The organism is Sulfitobacter alexandrii (assembly GCF_001886735.1).
GTDB classification, from domain to species: Bacteria; Pseudomonadota; Alphaproteobacteria; order Rhodobacterales; family Rhodobacteraceae; genus Sulfitobacter; species Sulfitobacter alexandrii.
In genome coordinates this window covers 1,879,257-1,896,359 of the sequence record NZ_CP018076.1, presented here as the reverse complement: position 1 = coordinate 1,896,359, position 17,103 = coordinate 1,879,257, and the positions used below count along the sequence as shown (strand labels likewise).

The following is a 17,103-nucleotide window of genomic DNA, read 5'->3' as shown; positions in this document are numbered from 1 at the left end:
AGATTGGGTTTGAACCATGAGACTGAGGATCAAGGGCGGTGGTCCTGAAAAGCGGACAAGGGCGGGGCGCTTTGGGGCGTTCATGCGGGGTGCATCGGTTTATGCCCTCTTGTCAGCGGCTTGGATGGCGCCCGCTGCGGAATTGGCCGCACAGGAATATCAATTCAATTCCGTCGTGATCAACGGGAACGAGCGTATCGGCGACAGCGCCATTATCGCGCGGACCGGAATCAGACGTGGCCAGACCGTCAGCGGCGGCCAGTTGAACGACGCCTACCAGGCGCTTCAGGATTCCGGGCTGTTCGAGTCCGTCGCGATCGAACCGCAGGGCGGGACGCTGGTCATCACGGTAACGGAACTGCCCACGCTGAACCGCGTGAGCTTCGAGGGCAACCGGCGCATCAAGGACGAGACCCTGACCCAGATCGTCAAGTCGCAGGAGCGCCGCGTCTTCAACCCGACGCAGGCGGAGGCGGACGCCGCCGCCATCGCCGAAGCCTACAGCAACGAGGGCCGTCTGTCCGCACGGGTGGAGCCGCGGATCATCCGCCGCGACCAGAACCGGGTCGACCTCGTGTTCGAAATCTTCGAGGGCGACAACGTCGAAATCGAGCGGCTGAGCTTCGTCGGCAACCGCGTCTATTCCGACCGGCGTCTGCGCCGGGTTCTCGGCACCAAGCAGGCAGGCCTCTTCCGCCGGCTGGTCAAGCGTGACACCTTCGTGGAAGGGCGGGTCGAAGCCGACAAGCAGATGCTGCGGGATTTCTACCTGTCGCGCGGCTACGTCGACATGCGCACCACCGCCGTGAACGGGGAACTGACGGAAGAGCGTGACGGCTATTTCGTGTCCTACAATATCACGGAAGGCCAGCAGTTCAGGTTCGGCGACGTGAACGTGGTATCCGAGATGAACGGCGTGAACGCCGCGGCGTACCGCGACATCATCAAGGTCCGGCCCGGCGTCGTCTATTCGCCCACGCTGGTCGAGAACGATATCGCCCGCATCGAACGCCAGGCGATCCGCGACGGCGTCGATTTCCTGCGCGTCGAGCCGCGAATCGACCGCAATGACCGCGATCTGACCCTCAACGTGACCTATGTCATCAGCCGCGGCCCCCGCGTCTTTGTCGAACGGATCGACATCGAGGGCAACACCACGACCCTCGACCGTGTGATCCGCCGCGAGTTCGACAGCGTCGAAGGCGACCCCTTCAACCCGCGTGAGATCCGGCAGGCGGCCGAGCGTATCCGCGCGCTCGGGTACTTCGAGACCGCAGAGGTCAACGCCCGCGAGGGCAGCAGCGGCGAACAGGTCGTCGTCGACGTGGACGTCGAGGAAAAGCCCACCGGCTCGCTGAATTTCGGCGGCTCCTTCTCCAGCAACGACGGCATCGGTGTGGCCATCAGCTTTGCCGAGCAGAACTTTCTGGGACGGGGCCAGCGGCTGTCGCTGACGGTCTCGACCGCCGAGGACGCGACGCGGTACGGGATCAACTTCGTCGAGCCGCGGCTTCTGGGCCGTGACCTTTCCTTCGGCCTGACCCTCGACTACGCCGAGACGAACTCGTCCTACACGTCGTTCGACACCAACCGCCTCATCTTCCGGCCGTCGCTGACATTCCCGCTGTCCGAGAACAGCCGGATGCAGGTGCGCTACACGGCGGAAGAGCTCGAGATGTTGCAGCGCGAAACGCCGACCAACGGGCTCGTCATCGCGGACGACATCGCGGCGGGGCCGCAGTTCACCTCCTCCATCGGGTATACCTACACCTACGACACCCGGTTGACCGGGCTTGATCCGACGTCGGGTGTCCTGTTGCAGTTCGGGCAGGATTTCGCGGGCATCGGTGGCGACAACGAATACATCAAGACCACCGCCAAGGTGATCGGGGAAAAACGCATCCTGAACGAGGAAGTGACCCTGCGCGCGACCCTCGAAGGCGGCGCGCTCGCATGGCGCAGCGGCAACAACCGCGTGGTGGACCGTTTCGTGCTGTCGCCCTCCGTCCTACGGGGTTTCGAGCCGGGCGGCATCGGGCCGCGTGATATCGGGGGGGCAGCGGATGATCCGCTGGGCGGGAACCTGTACATCGCGGCACGTTTCGACGTCGAGTTCCCGCTGGGTCTGCCGGAGGAATACGGCATCTCCGGCGGCCTGTTCTACGATGTGGGCAACCTGTGGGATCTCAGCGATGTGAACTACAACGGCGGTACGGTCGTCGGCGAGAGCGGTTCGTTCCGCCACGTCATCGGCGTTTCGCTGTTCTGGGACACGCCCGTGGGCCCGTTGCAGTTCAACTTCTCCAAGGCGCTCAAGAAGGAAGTCTTCGACAAGGAACAGAGTTTCGAGCTTACGCTGCGCACGGAATTCTAAGCTGATGGGGCGGCTGGCCCATACGGTGGCCGTGGCGCTGGCGCTTTTCTGCGCCGCGCCTCTGGCTGCGCAGCAGGCGCCGCAGGGTGGCAGCACGTCCGAGCGCGGCTCTGTCGTGAGCCCCGTTCTGACCATCGACTCTGAGCGCATCTTCCAGCAAAGCGATTTCGGCCAGCGCGTCGCGGCGGAAGAGCGCGAGAAGCTGTCGGCGCTCGAGGCGGAAAACCGCGAGATCGAGGCCCAGCTTGAGCAGGAAGAGCGCGCGCTGACGGAACGGCGGTCGCAGATGAGCCCCGAAGAATTTCGCGTTCTCGCCGACGCCTTCGATGCCAAGGTGCAGGAAACCCGCAATGCGCAGGATACCAAGCTGCGAGAGATGAGCGCGGAATTCGACCGCGAGCGGGTCAAGTTCCAGCAGGCCGCGGCGCCCGTGTTCGAGCAGCTGATGCGCGAGGCGGGGGCGGCCGTCATCCTTGAACGCAGATCGGTCTTTGCCAGCGCGACCGTGGTGGAAATCACGGAAGAGGCGATCGAACTCCTGAACGAGACGCTGGGCGACGGGACCGCCGCCGAAGATCGTTGAGCCGATGTTGCCCCCCTCGTGCAGAATTGCTAGCCCTTACCGGCACGTCACGTGAAGGACACCGAATGAGCCAAGAAAAACAAAGCGCTGATATCCAGACCATCCAGCGCATCCTGCCGCACCGCTATCCCTTTCTGCTGGTAGACAAGGTGACGGACATCGACGGCACATCGTCTGCCGTGGGATTCAAGAACGTGACGATGAACGAGCCGCATTTCCAGGGCCATTTTCCCGGCACGCCGATCATGCCGGGTGTCACCATCGTCGAGGCGATGGCGCAGACCGCAGGGGTGATGCTCGGCGTTGCGCTGGATATCATGGACCGCGACATGCTGATCTATTTCATGTCCATCGACAACTGCAAGTTCCGGCGCAAGGTGGTGCCGGGCGATGTGCTGCGGATGGACGTCAGGACGCTGCGCGGCAAGGCGGGCGGCAAGATCTGGCGCTTCGGTGGCGTGGCGACCGTGGACGGCGAAATGGCCGCAGAGGCCGAATTCATGGCGATGGTCGATCTTCCGAAAGAGGCATCATGAGCAACATCCACCCATCCGCGATCATCGAGGACGGCGCGCAGATCGATCCGTCGGTTCAGATCGGCCCCTACTGCATGGTCGGTCCCGAGGTCGTGCTCAAGGCCGACGTGGTCCTGAAAAGCCACGCGGTCGTGACCGGCAACACCGAGGTCGGCGCGGGCACCGTGATATTTCCCTTCGCCGTGATCGGGGAGATCCCGCAGGATCTCAAGTTCCGGGGCGAGAAGACCGCGCTGGTGATCGGGGAACGCAACCGCATCCGCGAACACGTGACGATGAACTGTGGCACGGAAGCCGGCGGCGGGGTGACCCGCGTCGGCAACGACGGGCTCTTCATGGCGGGTTGCCACGTGGCGCACGACTGCATCGTGGGCGACCGGGTGGTCATGGTGAACAATTCCGGCCTCGCGGGGCACTGCGTCGTTCAGGACGACGTGATCCTTGGCGGCCTGTCGGGCGTGCACCAATGGGTCCGGCTGGGCCGTGGCGCCATCATCGGTGCGATGACCAAGATCACCAACGATGTCATCCCCTATGCGCTGGTGCAGGCGCCCAAGGGCGAACTCGAAGGGCTGAATCTGATCGGGCTCAAGCGCAAGGGGGTATCGCGGTCAGATATCACCGCGCTCAGGGCCGCTTACCAGATGCTGGCACAGGGCGAGGGCACGTTCCAGGACCGTGCGGTCCGGCTGGGCGAGGAAACGGAAAGTGACTACGTGCGTCAGATCGCCGAGTTCATCACGGCGGAAACCGACCGCCATTTCCTGACGCCGAAATGACACTGGCGCTGATCGCGGGGCGCGGCAGGCTGCCGGCGCAGGTGGCCGAAGCGCAGGACCGGTTGCCGATTATCTGCGCATTGCAGGGGTCCGAGCCGGAAAGCATGGCCGTTGATCTGTCGTTCCGGCTCGAAACCTTGGGGTCGCTGCTGATCGCCCTGGGCGAGAGGGGCGTGACGCGCGTCTGTTTCTGCGGCGGCGTGGACCGGCCCGTGCTGGACCCGACGGCGCTGGATGAAGAGACGAAACCGTTGATACTGATGTTCGAACGCGCCCTTGCCGCTGGCGACAACGGCGCTTTGCAGGTGATCAAGGAAATCTTTGAACAGACCGGCTTTGACGTGGTCGGTGCCGATACGCTGGTGCCGGACCTTGTCGCCATGCCCGGTGTCCTTTCTGAGTCGTGGCCCAGTGCGCAGATGCGCCGGGACGCGGCCAAGGGGGAGGCGGTGCTGGCGGGACTGGCGCCGCTCGACATCGGGCAGGCCTGCGTCATCGGGGCAGAGCAGGTTCTGGGGGTCGAGGCCCTGGGCGGCACGGCGCACCTGCTGGAAACCTTGCCATCGCGCGCGCGGGACATGGATGCGATCCTCTGCAAGGGCCCCAAGACCGGCCAGATCCGGGAGATCGACATGCCGACCATCGGTCCCGAAACGCTCCGCGCGGCTCACGAGGCAGGCTTGGCAGGGGTGATCGTGGACGCGGGCGACGTGATCATCCTCGACCGCGAGGAATGCGTGCGCCTTGCGGATCAGTTCGGCATGGTGCTGTGGTCCCGCCGTGGGGGCGAGGGGTGAAAGTCTTTCTCGTCGCGGGGGAGCCATCGGGCGACAGGCTGGGCGGTGACCTGATGGCGGGGCTGAAGGCGCTGCGCCCGGACGTCACCTTTAAAGGGGTGGGCGGCCCCGAGATGCAGGCCGAGGGACTGGAGAGCCTGTTCGACATGTCGGAGCTGAGCGTCATGGGGCTGGCTGAGATCCTGCCGAAATACCGCGCGCTCAAGGCCCGTATCCGGCAGACCGCGCAGGCGGTACTGGATGCGCAGCCCGACGTGCTGATCACCATCGACAGCCCCGACTTTTCCTTCCGGGTCGCAAAGCTGGTCAAGGCGGGCAGCGATATCCGCACGGTGCATTACGTCGCCCCCTCGGTCTGGGCCTGGCGCCCGGGGCGGGCCAAGCGCATGGCGGCCTATATCGACCACGTCCTCGCGTTGCTGCCGTTCGAGCCTTCGTTGATGGAAGCCGCCGGCATGACCTGTGATTTCGTTGGGCACCCGGTGGTCGCCGATCCCGTGGCCTCCGACGACGACGCCAACGACTTTCGCGAGGAAAACGGCATCGGCGGCGCGCCGATCCTTCTGGTGCTGCCCGGATCCCGCAAGGCCGAAGTGGCGCGGCTCGCCGACATCTTCGGCGACGCACTGACGCTTCTCTTGGCGCGCAGGCCCGATATCCGTGTGGTCGTGCCGGCCGCCCATGCCGTGGCCGACGACGTGCGGGCGGCCGTGGCCGGGTGGCCGGGCGATCCTCTTGTCCTCGATCCGCGCGATCCGGGCGATGCCAAGGCACGCAAACGCGCGGCTTTCCGCGCCGCCGACGTGGCGCTGGCAGCCTCCGGCACGGTTTCGCTGGAACTGGCGGCGGCATCGACGCCGATGGTCATCGCCTACAAGGTGAACTGGCTGACCTTCGCCATCGTCAAGGCGATCGCGCTGATCGACACGGTGACGCTGGTCAATCTCGTGAGCGAGACGCGGGTCGTGCCGGAATACCTGGGCCGTGACTGCACGGCGGAGGGTATCGCCGAAGGCCTGCGCGCCGTGCTGGCGCATCCCGAAGCGCAGGAGGCCGCGATGGCGGTCACCATGGATCGTCTCGGCCGCCGCGGCGTGCCGCCGGGGCTGCGGGCGGCGCGCTCGGTGCTTGCGGCGATCTGAACCTGTCGTGTCGATGTAGGCGGGCACCCCGGAGATGCCGGATGCGCGGCGCCATCGATCCCGCGGATGGCTGCGGGCCAACGCCTCGCAGGCGTCAGCCCTTGTGGATCCAGCCCCCGCCGAAGATGCGGCTGCTGTCGGGATCGTAGAACACGCAGGCCTGACCCGGAGACACGCCTTCCTCTGGCGTGACCAGTTCCACTTCGCCGGTCGTTTCCGACAAGGGACGCAGGATGGCGTCCTGCGGCGGCCGGGTGGATCGGACGCGCACGGCAATCGGCCATTCCTTCCGGCTGGTCAGCGGCTCGTCGCCAAGCCAGTTGATCTCCTTGACGGGGACGGTCCGCGTGGCCAGCATCGCCTTGGGACCGACGACGACTTCCTTGCGCTCGGGATCCAGCTTTACCACGTAGAGCGGATCGACCAGTCCGCCGATCCCTAGGCCGCGGCGCTGGCCGATGGTGTAGTTGATCACCCCGTCGTGCCGGGCCAGCACATTTCCGTCCATGTCCACGATATTGCCGGGGTCGGCGGCCTCGGGACGGAGCTTGCGGATCACGCTGGCATAGTCGCCGTTCGGCACGAAGCAGATGTCCTGGCTATCGGGTTTCAACGCCACGCCCAGCCCGTATTTCGCCGCCAGGGCGCGGGTGTCGTCCTTGCTGGGCAGGTGGCCCAGGGGAAATCGCAGATAGGACAGCTGTTCGGGGGTGGTCGAGAACAGGAAATAGCTCTGGTCGCGGCTCGCGTCCGCGGCGGCGTGCAGTTCGGGTCCGTTGGGCCCCATCTTGCGCTGGATGTAATGGCCCGTCGCCATGCAGTCGGCGTCGAGATCCTTGGCGGTTTCCAGGAGATCCTTGAACTTCACCCTCTCGTTGCAGCGGATGCAGGGCACCGGCGTCGCACCGCCCAGGTAGCTGTCGGCGAACTCGTCGATGACCGCATCCTTGAAGACGTTCTCGTAGTCGAGGACGTAGTGGGGGAACCCCATGTCCTCTGCCACGCGCCGGGCATCGTGAATGTCGATCCCGGCGCAGCAGGCGCCTTTTTTGGCCAAGGCCGCGCCATGGTCGTAAAGCTGCAGCGTGACCCCGACGACGTCGTAGCCTTCTTCGGCCAGCATCGCTGCCACGACGGAACTGTCCACGCCGCCCGACATCGCGACCACGACGCGCGTGTCGGCGGGCGCCTTCGCAAAGCCGAGCGAATTGAGGGGCGGGGTCTGGTCGAGGGGCATCGGGTTCTCCGGAGTTTCGGGGGGAATATAGGAAAATGCGACCAACCCACAAGGGGGCGCTTCACTGCGCGTTAAACCGGATCGGGGCACAGAGAGCCTGTGTAACGAGGGAAACGCAGATGTATCTCAAGAAAGTCGATGGACCGCGCGCGATCACGCTGCCTGACGGTTCGGTCATGTCCCGCGCAGATCTGCCGCCACCGGGGACCGGGCGCTGGGTGGCGTCCCGCAAGGCTGCGGTAGTGCGGGGCGTGGTGTACGGCCTGATCAGTCGGGACGAGGCGCTGGAACGCTACAATCTGAGCGAGGAAGAGTTCATCGAATGGCTGCGCGCGATCACCCGCCACGGGGAGGCGGCGCTGAAGGCGACCTCGGTCCAAAAGTATAGACAACTTTAAGTTGTTCGGTGTAAACTGCAGTAAGCGGTAACGTGTGGTTAACCTTTCTTGTTCACGATCCATTCCTGAATGAAGAGCCAGAGCCGGAGATTGTGAATGCGTGTCTTGCTAGTAGAAGACGATCCTACAACCTCGCGCAGCATCGAACTGATGCTGACACATGCAAATCTGAACGTCTATGCGACCGATCTGGGGGAAGAGGGGATCGACCTCGCCAAGTTGTATGACTACGACCTCATTCTTCTCGATCTCGATCTGCCGGACATGAACGGGCACGACGTGCTGCGGCAACTGCGCGTCAGCCGGATCGACACGCCCATTCTCATCCTTTCCGGCGCCGACGACACGGAGAACAAGATCAAGGGTTTCGGCTTTGGCGCGGACGATTACCTGACCAAGCCCTTCCACCGCGAGGAGCTTGTGGCGCGCATCCATGCGATCATCCGCCGCTCCAAGGGCCATTCCCAATCGGTGATCGAGACGGGCCAGATCAAGGTGAACCTGGATGCCAAGACCGTCACGGTGAACGATCAGGCCGTTCACCTCACCGGCAAGGAATACCAGATGTTCGAGCTGCTTTCGCTGCGCAAGGGCACGACCCTGACCAAGGAGATGTTCCTCAACCATCTCTACGGCGGGATGGACGAGCCCGAACTGAAGATCATCGATGTCTTCATCTGCAAGCTGCGCAAGAAACTCAGCACGGCGACCGGCGGGCAGAACTACATCGAGACGGTATGGGGCAGGGGGTACGTCCTGCGCGACCCCGAACCGACGCAGCGGAGCCTGGCCGCAACGGGCTGAGCCGCCGAAGTCCGAAATCTTCTAGACCTGCCTTTCGGGTCGACCTATCTAGTGCGGGACACGGGGACGTTCCGGGGGGCAGGTCGTTTGGCATCCGACATCGAGACACTGACGGAAGACGAGGCGCGCGAGGCGCTTGCGGAGCTGGCCCGCGCCCTGGCCGATGCCAACACGGCATACCACGGCGAGGACGCGCCGCAGATGTCCGACGCCGACTACGATCGCCTCAAGCAGCGCAACGCCCGGATCGAGGCGCGCTTTCCCCATCTGAAACGCGAGGACAGCCCGTCCGACCGGGTGGGAGCCGCCCCGGCGGAAGGCTTTTCCAAGGTCACCCATGCGGTGGCGATGCTGTCGCTCTCGAACGTGTTCGACGACGAAGAGGTCACGGAGTTTGACGCGAGGGTCCGCAAGTATCTCGGCCTGGGGGCTTCCGACCCCCTGCGCTACACCGCTGAGCCCAAGATCGACGGGCTGTCGCTGTCCCTGCGCTACGAGGGGGGCAGGCTGGTGCAGGCGGCGACCCGCGGCGACGGTGCCGTGGGCGAGAACGTGACCGCCAACGCGCGCACCATCGACGACATCCCCGTGACCCTCGAAGGCGCACCCGACCTGCTCGAGGTGCGCGGTGAGGTCTACATGAGCCACGCGGATTTCGAGGCGCTGAACGACAGGCAGGCGGAGGCCGGGGCCAAGACCTTTGCCAACCCGCGCAATGCCGCCGCAGGATCGCTCCGCCAACTGGACTCCGCCATCACCAAGGCGCGTCCGCTGCGGTTCTTCGCCTATGCCTGGGGCGCGCTGAGTGCCCCGCTGGCCGATACGCAGATGGGCGGAATCGACCGGCTGGAAAAGTTGGGCTTTGCCACCAATCCGCTGACCCGGCTGTGCGACGGGCCCGAGGAAATGCTGGCGCACTATGCCTTGATCGAGGAACAGCGCGCGACACTGGGTTACGACATCGATGGCGTGGTCTACAAGGTCGACGACCTGGCGCTGCAGGACCGGCTGGGCTATCGTTCGACCACGCCCCGCTGGGCCACCGCGCACAAGTTCCCCGCAGAGCTGGCCTGGACCCGGCTCGAAGCCATCGACATACAGGTGGGCCGGACGGGCGCCCTGTCTCCGGTGGCGCGGTTGCATCCGGTCACGGTCGGAGGGGTGGTCGTGTCGAACGCGACTCTGCACAACGAAGACTACATCCGCGGGCTCGACAGCAAGGGCGGCGAAATCCGCGGCGGCAAGGACATCCGTGTGGGCGACTGGGTGCAGGTCTATCGGGCGGGCGACGTTATCCCCAAGGTCGCCGACGTCGATCTGTCCAAGCGCCCGAAGGACAGCGCGCCATTCACGTTTCCGGACACCTGCCCCGAATGCGGGTCCGATGCCGTGCGCGAACCCGGCGATGCGGTGCGGCGCTGCACTGGCGGCCTGATCTGCCCCGCGCAGGCGGTCGAGAAGCTGAAGCATTTCGTTTCCCGCGCGGCCTTTGACATCGAAGGTCTGGGCGCGAAACAGGTGGAGCAGTTCTATGCCGACGGCTGGATCGCGGAGCCGGCCGACATCTTCACGCTCAAGGCGCGCTACGGCTCCGGTGTGCAACAGCTCAAGAACCGTGAAGGCTGGGGCGAGAAATCGGCCGGCAACCTGTTCCAGGCGATCGAGGACAAGCGCGAAATTCCCTTCGGCAGGCTCCTTTTTTCCCTCGGAATTCGGCATGTCGGCGAATCCGCGTCCAACCTGATCGCGCTGCATTACGGCAACTGGCCGGTTTTCGTGCAGGCGATGGATGCAGCCGCCGACCGGACCGGCGCCGCCTGGGAAGACCTGATCGGCATTGATGGCGTGGGAACTGTCATGGCCGGATCACTGGTCAAGACCTTCGCGCAAGAGCGCGAGCGCGCCTCGATCGACCGTCTGGTGGACCATCTCGACGTGAAGGAGGCAAAGCGCGCCGACACCACCGGCAGCCCGGTCGCGGGCAAGACGGTGGTCTTTACCGGGACGCTCGAAAAGATGACCCGCGCCGAAGCCAAGGCCCGCGCCGAAAGGCTGGGCGCCAAGGTGGCCGGATCGGTCAGCGCCAAGACGGATATCCTCGTCGCCGGGCCCGGCGCCGGATCCAAGGCGAAGAAGGCGGCGGAACTGGGTGTCGAAACGCTCGACGAGGACGGGTGGCTGACGCTGATCGGCGCTTCATGAAGGGCAGGCCAGAAGCCCTGTTTCCGCTTTTTGCCGGTCTGGAAACGTTGGAGGGCGTGGGCCCCAAGACCGCGCAGACCCTCGCGCAGATCTCTGTCATCGCCCCCCGTGACCTGCTGTTCACCTTGCCCCATTCCGGGATCGATCGCAGCCTGCGCCGAACGGTCAGGGACGCGGTCCTGCCCGGCGTCGTGACGGTGGCGGTCACGGTCGGGGCGCACCACCCCCCGCGCAGCAAGGGGGGTGCCTACCGGATTCACGTCGCGGATGCCGAGACCAGCTTTCAACTGGTGTTCTTCCATGCGCGCGGCGACTACTGGAAACGCCAGTTGCCGCCGGGCGCGCGGCGTGTCGTGTCGGGCCGTGTCGAACTCTTCGACGGCATTCCGCAAATGGTGCATCCCGATTTCGCCGTGCCCGAGGAGGAGGCGGCCGGCATACCCGCGTTCGAACCCGTTTATCCCCTGACCGGCGGGCTCACCCAGAAACTGATGTACAAGGCGACCCGCGCCGCGCTGGCCCGGACGCCGGACCTCGTCGAATGGATCGATCCGGGGCAGATGGCCCGCGAGGACTGGCCTGCCTTTCGCGCGGCCGTCGAGATGGCCCATGCGCCACAGTCGCCCGCCGACATTGCCGCCACAGCACCCGCGCGGGCGCGTCTGGCCTATGACGAGCTGTTGGCGCACCAGATCACCCTTGCCCTGGCCCGGCAGAAGGAACGTCGCACCAAGGGGCGCGTGACACGGGGCGACGGGCGACTGAGGGCCCGCGTGCTGGCGTCCTTGCCCTTTGCGCCAACCGGCGCGCAGACGCGTGCGGTGGCCCAGATCGCCGAGGACATGGCAAGCGAACACCGTATGAACCGCCTGCTGCAAGGGGATGTGGGCGCGGGCAAAACGCTCGTGGCGTTTCTCGCGCTGCTCTGCGCGGTCGAAGCGGGCGGTCAGGGCGTGCTGATGGCACCGACCGAGATCCTTGCCCGGCAGCACCTGCAGGGCCTGCGCCCCCTCGCGGAGGAGGCAGGCGTGGTGCTGGAAATCCTGACGGGCCGCGACAAGGGCGCCGAACGGCAAGCCAAGCTGTCGGCGCTGCAGGATGGAGCGATTCAGGTGCTGGTGGGGACGCATGCGGTCTTCCAGCCCGATGTCGCATTTGCCGATCTGCGGCTGGCGGTGGTGGACGAACAGCACCGGTTCGGGGTGCGTCAGCGGCTCGAACTGGGCCGCAAGGGGCAGCGGCCGGACGTGCTGGTGATGACCGCCACGCCGATACCGCGGTCGCTGGCGCTGGCGCAATACGGCGACATGGATGTTTCCATCCTTGATGAAAAGCCCCCGGGGCGGCAGCCGATCAAGACCGCGCTGATCAGCACCGACCGGATCGACGAAGTGGTCGGCAGGCTCCGCGCGGCCATCGCCGAGGGGCGGCAGTGCTATTGGGTCTGCCCCTTGGTCGAAGAGAGCGAGGTCAGCGACCTGATCGCGGCGGAGGAGCGGTTCAAACGCCTGCGCGCGGCGCTTGGTGAAGGGGTCGTGGGGTTGGTCCATGGCCAGATGCCGCCGGCGGACAAGGACGCGGCGATGCGCGCCTTTCAGCAAGGCGATACGCAGGTTCTGGTGGCCACCACCGTGATCGAGGTGGGCGTGGACGTTCCGAATGCGACCATTATGGTGGTGGAGCGTGCTGAGATCTTCGGTCTGGCGCAGCTTCACCAGTTGCGCGGACGGGTCGGCCGCGGGCAGGGGGCGTCCACCTGCTTGCTGATGTTCCAGAACCCGCTGAGCGAGACGGGCCGCCAGCGTCTCGAAGTGCTGCGCGAGACGGAAGACGGCTTCGTGATCGCGGAAACGGACCTCAAGATGCGCGGGACGGGCGACCTGATCGGCACGGCACAATCCGGCGTGCCGAAGTTCCGGGTCGCGGACCTCGAGCGGCAGGCCGGGCTGATGGCGGTTGCCCAGTCGGACGCCCGCAAGCTCCTGGCGGAAGACCCAACGCTCGAGGGCGCAAGGGGACGGGCGGCGCGTGTTCTGCTCTGGCTGATGCGGCAGGATGAAGCGATCCGTTTGATTTCAGTAGGTTAGCAAGAAACCCCGTTTTTGTTCGCTAATGTTCTTAAAAAGTTCTTTACTTGGCGTGAAGAAAATGAGAACAAAGAGGCAACAGAGACGGAGGCACCGATGACCACGCTGAAGACACTCAAATCCATCGCCGCACGGTCACAGGACACGCTGCTGCAGGATGCGCTGGGGGCCGCTGCCCTTGTCGTCATGCTGGTCGTGGGGCTGCATCTTCCGTCTTTCATCTGATTACTGCCTGCGCTCTCGCGCCGGACGTTCGTCGCATCCGTCCCAATAGATGCGGCTGGCGGCTTTGCCTGTCCTGCCAGCCTGGGGTTTGCCACCCCGCCGAACGTACCCGGGTCCCACGCGAGTAACGCGATCCCTGCGCCGCCATCCTTCGGATGTGCGGCGCTTTTTTTCGTTGCAGATGATGGAAGGGGGTCAGGCGCCGCTGATCGGCTCGGCCTCTGTGGCGTTTTGGGCGGCTTCGGCCAACGCTTCGATGGACAGCAGAATGGACGCGTGCCTGTTCTTGTAGGCCGTCGCCGGCGTCAGCACTTCGAACCCGTCGAAAGGCGCTTCCGGGACGGGCCCGTTCTCCTTCAGCATCGCGCGCAGCTGATCGCGCGCCTTGGCCAACTGGTCGGGCGTCGCGCCCATGGCGGATGCGCCGGTCACGGCTGCCGCGGCCTGACCCAATGCGCAGGCCTTCACGTCCTGACCCAGCTGGGCAACACGACCGTCCTTCATCACCACGTCCACCGTCACGGTGGAGCCGCACAGCGGCGAGCGCCGCTTGACCGTGGCATCCGGCGCGTCCAGCCGGCCGAGGTGAGGAATATCCGCCGCAAGCGCCAGAATCCGTGCGGAGTAAAGTTTGATCAGGTCCGTTTCGTCCGACATGCTGTTCCCTTTGCCGCTCAGTCCTTACATAAACACCGAAAGCCAGGATGCAAAAAATTTTACGCGAGGTGCCCATGTCCTTTAGTCCCGATGCGCTGACCTTCAACGACGCCGGCCTGATCCCCGCGATCGCGCAGGAGGCCGAGACGGGCGAAGTCCTGATGATGGCCTGGATGAACGCGGACAGCATCCGGCGCACGCTGGCGACCGGGCGCGTGACGTACTGGAGCAGGTCGCGTCAGGCGTTCTGGGTCAAGGGCGAGACCAGCGGCAACGTGCAGGAGCTTGTGGAGCTGCGCTTTGACTGCGATTCAGACTGTCTGCTGGTCATGGTGCGCCAGTCCGGTCCCGCCTGCCACACCGGGCGGCGCAACTGCTTTTACCGCGCGGTAAGAGATGGCGAGGTGGTCGAGATCGCGGAACCGATGTGAACGGCCTTCATGCAGAAGATAAAGGCTGTCGCCTAAAGCCCTATCATTGAACGAATATCTTGCGGCGTTTTGCCATCTGCGCGAAACAGGGAGATGGCCCGCGCGTCGTCGCGCTTTGCCAGTCTTCTGCCATTCCCATCCCGGATTAGCCCGTGATGATGATACGCGGGCACCGGTAACCCCAGCAGGGAAAGCAGCAGCACCTGGATCGGGGTGAAATCGAACAGATCCTCGCCGCGCACCACATGGCTGATGTCCTGCGCCACGTCATCCAGTGCGGAGGCCAGGAAATAGGCGATGATGCCGTCATCCTTGCGAAACAGGACCACATCCCCGATCCGCGACAGCGCGTGGTCGGCCGAGACACGGTGGTATCCCGCGTGCTTCGTGCCGGTTTCGCTGAACCCCGGCAGGTCATCGCCAAAGACGGTCAGGGCGCGATCCATGTGAAGCCGAAGCGCGTCGCCGGGGCGCCACGACGCCATGTCGCGGTGCTTGCAGGTGCCCGGATAGACATCGGGCATCGCGCCTTCCTGCGGGGCGGCGGCGGCGGCGCGGATATCCTTGCGTGAGCAGCTGCAGGGGTAGAGCAACCCCATCCGACGCAGGTCGTCCAGAGCGGGCTCGTAACTTTCCAGCCTGTCCGACTGGCGCAGAACCGGCCCTTTCCAGGCAAGACCGAGCCAGGCAAGATCCTCGAGGATCAGCGCCTCCCATTCCGGCTTGCTGCGTTGCATGTCGGTATCCTCCATCCGGAGCAGGAAATCGCCGCCGGCCGCAACGGCCATGTCATGCGCAAGTATGGCCGAATAGGCATGGCCCAGGTGCAGGGGCCCGGTTGGGGATGGGGCGAACCTCGTCCTGAATGTCACGATTTTTCAAGGACGTAGACGTTGGACTTCACACCGGTCCCCGGCAGGTGCTCGCCGTGTTCGCGAAACAGGAGTCGCGCCGCGCCGCAATCGGTCCAGTCCATCACGCGCGCTTCATGCACCGGATCCTGCAAGGCGTGGTCATTGAAGGAAAAAACGCAATGGCCGCCCTTGGGCAAGGCATGCATCAGGTGATCCAGCACGCCGACCGGTGCGGCGCCGACACCGATCACGCCGATGGCCGCGATCGCGGCGTATTGCCCCTTTGCGACCGGCGGCGCGCCGGTTCCGTCGATCAGCACAAGGTCACGATAGATGTTCTTCTCTTGGGCCACGGCCAGCATTTCGCCGGAAAGGTCCATGCCGTCGATCGTGGTGAAACCGGCAAGTTTCAGGGCCAGCCCGGACAATCCGGTGCCGCAGCCGAAATCGAGAATCGCGGCACAGGGATCGGGTGCGAACCGCCTGAGCGCCTCGGCGCAGCGGCCGGGCGTGGCATAGCCGTTCTCGCCGATCTCGGCTTCGTAGGTTGCCGCCCAGTCGTCGTACAATTGGCGCGTGTCAGCCGTGTCCCGGCCGCCGTATGCCTTGTCGAGAAATGTCTTCGCCATGCACGAAGGTTAAGCCGGGACCGCCATGCTGTCCAGCCAGCCTTGCCAGTCGACCTTGGCGCGATCGGTATAGGCCTTGTAGCGGTCCTTGCGCCCGCGCCGGCCGCTGCGCAGCCCTTCGACGGGGGGGAACAGCCCGAAGTTGACGTTCATCGGCTGGAAGGTCTTGGCCTCGGCTCCGCCGGTGATATGGGTCACCAGAGCACCCATCGCGGTCGTCGCCGGTGGCGGTGCGATGTCACGGCCCAGTATCTCGGCGGTCGCCATACGCCCCGCCAGAAGGCCCATTGCGGCACTTTCCACGTAGCCTTCGACGCCGGTGATCTGCCCCGCAAACCGCAGGTTGGGCTGGGTTCTCAGCCGCATCTGGTCGTCGAGGAGCGTGGGCGAGTTGATGAAGGAGTTGCGGTGAATGCCGCCCAGCCGCGCGAAGCTGGCGTTCTCAAGGCCGGGAATCATCTTGAAAACAGATGTTTGCGCCCCGTACTTCATCTTGGTCTGGAAGCCGACGATGTTGTAGAGCGTCCCGAGCTTGTTGTCGCGACGCAGTTGGACAACGGCATGCGCCTTGACGTCGGGCTGGTGCGGATTGGTCAGGCCCACCGGTTTCATCGGACCGTGGCGCAGCGTCTCGCGGCCCCGTTCGGCCATCACCTCGATCGGCAGGCACCCGTCGAAGTAGCCGGCCGTTTCGCCTTCCCGGAATTCCGTCTTCTCGGCGGCCAGCAGCGCGTCGATGAAGGCTTCGTACTGGTCGCGGTCCATCGGGCAGTTGAGGTAGGCGGTCCGCTCTTCCTCCGTCTCGCCCTTGTCGTAGCGCGACTGCATCCACGCCTTGCTCATGTCGATGCTGTCGAAATAGACGATCGGCGCGATGGCGTCGAAAAAGGCCAGCGCCTCGGCACCGGTGCGCTGCGCGATGGCCTGCGCCAGCTTGCCCGAGGTCAGCGGCCCGGTCGCGATGATCCAGTGCCCTTCCGTGGGCAGATCGGTGATCTCTCCGTATTCCACGCGGACGTTGGGATGCGCCATCAGCGCGTCGGTGACCGACTGGGCAAAGGGGTCGCGATCCACAGCCAGAGCGCCGCCGGCGGGCAGCTTGTGCTTGTCGCCACAGGACATGACGAGCCCGTTCGCGGCGCGCATTTCCCAGTGCAGCAGGCCCACGGCGTTCTGTTCGTCATCGTCCGACCGGAAGGAGTTGGAGCACACCATTTCGCCCAGGAGGCCCGTCTGGTGCGCAAAGGTGCCGACCTCGGGCCGCATTTCGTGCAGAACCACGTCGATGCCCGCGTTTGCGGCCTGCCATGCGGCCTCGGACCCGGCCATGCCGCCGCCCACGATATGAAGTGTCTGTGTCATGGCAGG

Annotated in this window: 17 protein-coding genes; 12 read left to right on the top strand and 5 right to left on the bottom strand. The window is 65.1% G+C overall.

Annotated elements, in window-relative coordinates:
- Window positions 1–124: 124 nt before the first annotated feature.
- The 6 genes from bamA (at window position 125) to lpxB (ending at window position 6,211) form a co-directional block, all read left to right on the top strand.
- Window positions 125–2,374: an outer membrane protein assembly factor BamA gene (bamA, locus tag BOO69_RS09265; protein WP_083545658.1), complete on the top strand. Its 2,250-nt coding sequence runs from the start codon at window positions 125–127 to the stop codon at window positions 2,372–2,374.
- Between the two features lie 4 nt (window positions 2,375–2,378).
- Window positions 2,379–2,957, top strand: a complete 579-nt coding sequence (locus BOO69_RS09260) for an OmpH/Skp family outer membrane protein (RefSeq protein WP_071971905.1) — start codon at window positions 2,379–2,381, stop codon at window positions 2,955–2,957.
- Window positions 2,958–3,022: 65 nt separating this feature from the next.
- Complete coding sequence (gene fabZ, locus BOO69_RS09255) at window positions 3,023–3,493, top strand: 3-hydroxyacyl-ACP dehydratase FabZ (protein WP_071971904.1); 471 nt, start codon at window positions 3,023–3,025, stop codon at window positions 3,491–3,493.
- A complete protein-coding gene (gene lpxA, locus BOO69_RS09250; RefSeq protein WP_071971903.1) occupies window positions 3,490–4,272 on the top strand; it encodes an acyl-ACP--UDP-N-acetylglucosamine O-acyltransferase in 783 nt (260 codons plus the stop codon). Before fabZ ends, lpxA begins: the two co-directional genes overlap by 4 nt.
- Window positions 4,269–5,069: an LpxI family protein gene (locus tag BOO69_RS09245; protein WP_071971902.1), complete on the top strand. Its 801-nt coding sequence runs from the start codon at window positions 4,269–4,271 to the stop codon at window positions 5,067–5,069. The genes lpxA and BOO69_RS09245 overlap by 4 nt, the downstream gene beginning before the upstream one ends.
- Window positions 5,066–6,211, top strand: a complete 1,146-nt coding sequence (gene lpxB / locus BOO69_RS09240) for a lipid-A-disaccharide synthase (RefSeq protein WP_237267596.1) — start codon at window positions 5,066–5,068, stop codon at window positions 6,209–6,211. The genes BOO69_RS09245 and lpxB overlap by 4 nt, the downstream gene beginning before the upstream one ends.
- A 94-nt stretch (window positions 6,212–6,305) precedes the next feature.
- Here the strand turns inward: lpxB and mnmA are convergent, their stop codons facing one another.
- Window positions 6,306–7,448 (bottom strand): tRNA 2-thiouridine(34) synthase MnmA, encoded by a 1,143-nt coding sequence (mnmA, locus tag BOO69_RS09235; RefSeq protein ID WP_071971900.1) that lies wholly within the window; start codon window positions 7,446–7,448, stop codon window positions 6,306–6,308.
- 119 nt (window positions 7,449–7,567) lie between these two features.
- On the opposite strand from mnmA, the gene sciP reads away from it, so the two are divergent.
- The 5 genes from sciP to BOO69_RS23555 all read left to right on the top strand — a co-directional run bounded on the left by sciP (window position 7,568) and on the right by BOO69_RS23555 (window position 13,164).
- A complete protein-coding gene (sciP, locus tag BOO69_RS09230) occupies window positions 7,568–7,846 on the top strand; it encodes a CtrA inhibitor SciP (RefSeq protein WP_071971899.1) in 279 nt (92 codons plus the stop codon).
- Between the two features lie 96 nt (window positions 7,847–7,942).
- Entirely contained in the window at window positions 7,943–8,650 is a 708-nt protein-coding gene (gene ctrA, locus BOO69_RS09225) for a response regulator transcription factor CtrA (protein ID WP_071971898.1), read from the top strand.
- Window positions 8,651–8,737: 87 nt separating this feature from the next.
- The gene (gene ligA / locus BOO69_RS09220; protein ID WP_071971897.1) at window positions 8,738–10,852 is read left to right on the top strand and encodes an NAD-dependent DNA ligase LigA; all 2,115 of its coding nucleotides are present in this window, start codon (window positions 8,738–8,740) and stop codon (window positions 10,850–10,852) included.
- Window positions 10,849–12,939 (top strand): ATP-dependent DNA helicase RecG, encoded by a 2,091-nt coding sequence (gene recG, locus BOO69_RS09215; RefSeq protein WP_071971896.1) that lies wholly within the window; start codon window positions 10,849–10,851, stop codon window positions 12,937–12,939. Before ligA ends, recG begins: the two co-directional genes overlap by 4 nt.
- Before the next feature lie 96 nt (window positions 12,940–13,035).
- A complete protein-coding gene (locus BOO69_RS23555; protein ID WP_257786734.1) occupies window positions 13,036–13,164 on the top strand; it encodes a hypothetical protein in 129 nt (42 codons plus the stop codon).
- Window positions 13,165–13,359: 195 nt separating this feature from the next.
- On the opposite strand, the gene BOO69_RS09210 is transcribed toward BOO69_RS23555, so the two are convergent.
- Window positions 13,360–13,821, bottom strand: a complete 462-nt coding sequence (locus BOO69_RS09210; protein ID WP_071971895.1) for an iron-sulfur cluster assembly scaffold protein — start codon at window positions 13,819–13,821, stop codon at window positions 13,360–13,362.
- Between the two features lie 74 nt (window positions 13,822–13,895).
- Between BOO69_RS09210 and hisI the strand changes: the two genes are divergently transcribed.
- A complete protein-coding gene (hisI, locus tag BOO69_RS09205) occupies window positions 13,896–14,252 on the top strand; it encodes a phosphoribosyl-AMP cyclohydrolase (RefSeq protein ID WP_071971894.1) in 357 nt (118 codons plus the stop codon).
- Window positions 14,253–14,284: 32 nt separating this feature from the next.
- Here the strand turns inward: hisI and gluQRS are convergent, their stop codons facing one another.
- Genes gluQRS through trmFO form a run of 3 tightly spaced genes read right to left on the bottom strand, consistent with a single transcriptional unit; the run spans window position 14,285 to window position 17,097 of the window.
- Window positions 14,285–15,124, bottom strand: coding sequence for a tRNA glutamyl-Q(34) synthetase GluQRS (gene gluQRS / locus BOO69_RS09200; RefSeq protein ID WP_071971893.1), 840 nt, complete (start codon window positions 15,122–15,124; stop codon window positions 14,285–14,287).
- Window positions 15,121–15,735 carry a class I SAM-dependent DNA methyltransferase gene (locus BOO69_RS09195; protein WP_071971892.1) on the bottom strand — a complete coding sequence of 205 codons (615 nt, stop codon included), beginning with the start codon at window positions 15,733–15,735 and terminating at the stop codon, window positions 15,121–15,123. The genes gluQRS and BOO69_RS09195 overlap by 4 nt, the downstream gene beginning before the upstream one ends.
- A 9-nt stretch (window positions 15,736–15,744) precedes the next feature.
- Window positions 15,745–17,097 (bottom strand): methylenetetrahydrofolate--tRNA-(uracil(54)-C(5))-methyltransferase (FADH(2)-oxidizing) TrmFO, encoded by a 1,353-nt coding sequence (trmFO, locus tag BOO69_RS09190; protein WP_071971891.1) that lies wholly within the window; start codon window positions 17,095–17,097, stop codon window positions 15,745–15,747.
- Between the last annotated feature and the right edge of the window lie 6 nt (window positions 17,098–17,103).

What these genes read in the sequence shown, in the direction of transcription:
- lpxA (WP_071971903.1), top strand. Translation starts at nt 3,490, where the DNA reads ATGAGCAACATCCACCCATCCGCGATCATCGAGGACGGCGCGCAGATC.
- recG (WP_071971896.1), top strand. Translation starts at nt 10,849, where the DNA reads ATGAAGGGCAGGCCAGAAGCCCTGTTTCCGCTTTTTGCCGGTCTGGAA.
- bamA (WP_083545658.1), top strand. Translation starts at nt 125, where the DNA reads ATGGCGCCCGCTGCGGAATTGGCCGCACAGGAATATCAATTCAATTCC.
- mnmA (WP_071971900.1), bottom strand. Translation starts at nt 7,448, where the DNA reads ATGCCCCTCGACCAGACCCCGCCCCTCAATTCGCTCGGCTTTGCGAAG.
- BOO69_RS09245 (WP_071971902.1), top strand. Translation starts at nt 4,269, where the DNA reads ATGACACTGGCGCTGATCGCGGGGCGCGGCAGGCTGCCGGCGCAGGTG.
- BOO69_RS09195 (WP_071971892.1), bottom strand. Translation starts at nt 15,735, where the DNA reads ATGGCGAAGACATTTCTCGACAAGGCATACGGCGGCCGGGACACGGCT.
- hisI (WP_071971894.1), top strand. Translation starts at nt 13,896, where the DNA reads ATGTCCTTTAGTCCCGATGCGCTGACCTTCAACGACGCCGGCCTGATC.
- BOO69_RS23555 (WP_257786734.1), top strand. Translation starts at nt 13,036, where the DNA reads ATGACCACGCTGAAGACACTCAAATCCATCGCCGCACGGTCACAGGAC.
- trmFO (WP_071971891.1), bottom strand. Translation starts at nt 17,097, where the DNA reads ATGACACAGACACTTCATATCGTGGGCGGCGGCATGGCCGGGTCCGAG.
- fabZ (WP_071971904.1), top strand. Translation starts at nt 3,023, where the DNA reads ATGAGCCAAGAAAAACAAAGCGCTGATATCCAGACCATCCAGCGCATC.
- BOO69_RS09260 (WP_071971905.1), top strand. Translation starts at nt 2,379, where the DNA reads ATGGGGCGGCTGGCCCATACGGTGGCCGTGGCGCTGGCGCTTTTCTGC.
- sciP (WP_071971899.1), top strand. Translation starts at nt 7,568, where the DNA reads ATGTATCTCAAGAAAGTCGATGGACCGCGCGCGATCACGCTGCCTGAC.
- BOO69_RS09210 (WP_071971895.1), bottom strand. Translation starts at nt 13,821, where the DNA reads ATGTCGGACGAAACGGACCTGATCAAACTTTACTCCGCACGGATTCTG.
- ctrA (WP_071971898.1), top strand. Translation starts at nt 7,943, where the DNA reads ATGCGTGTCTTGCTAGTAGAAGACGATCCTACAACCTCGCGCAGCATC.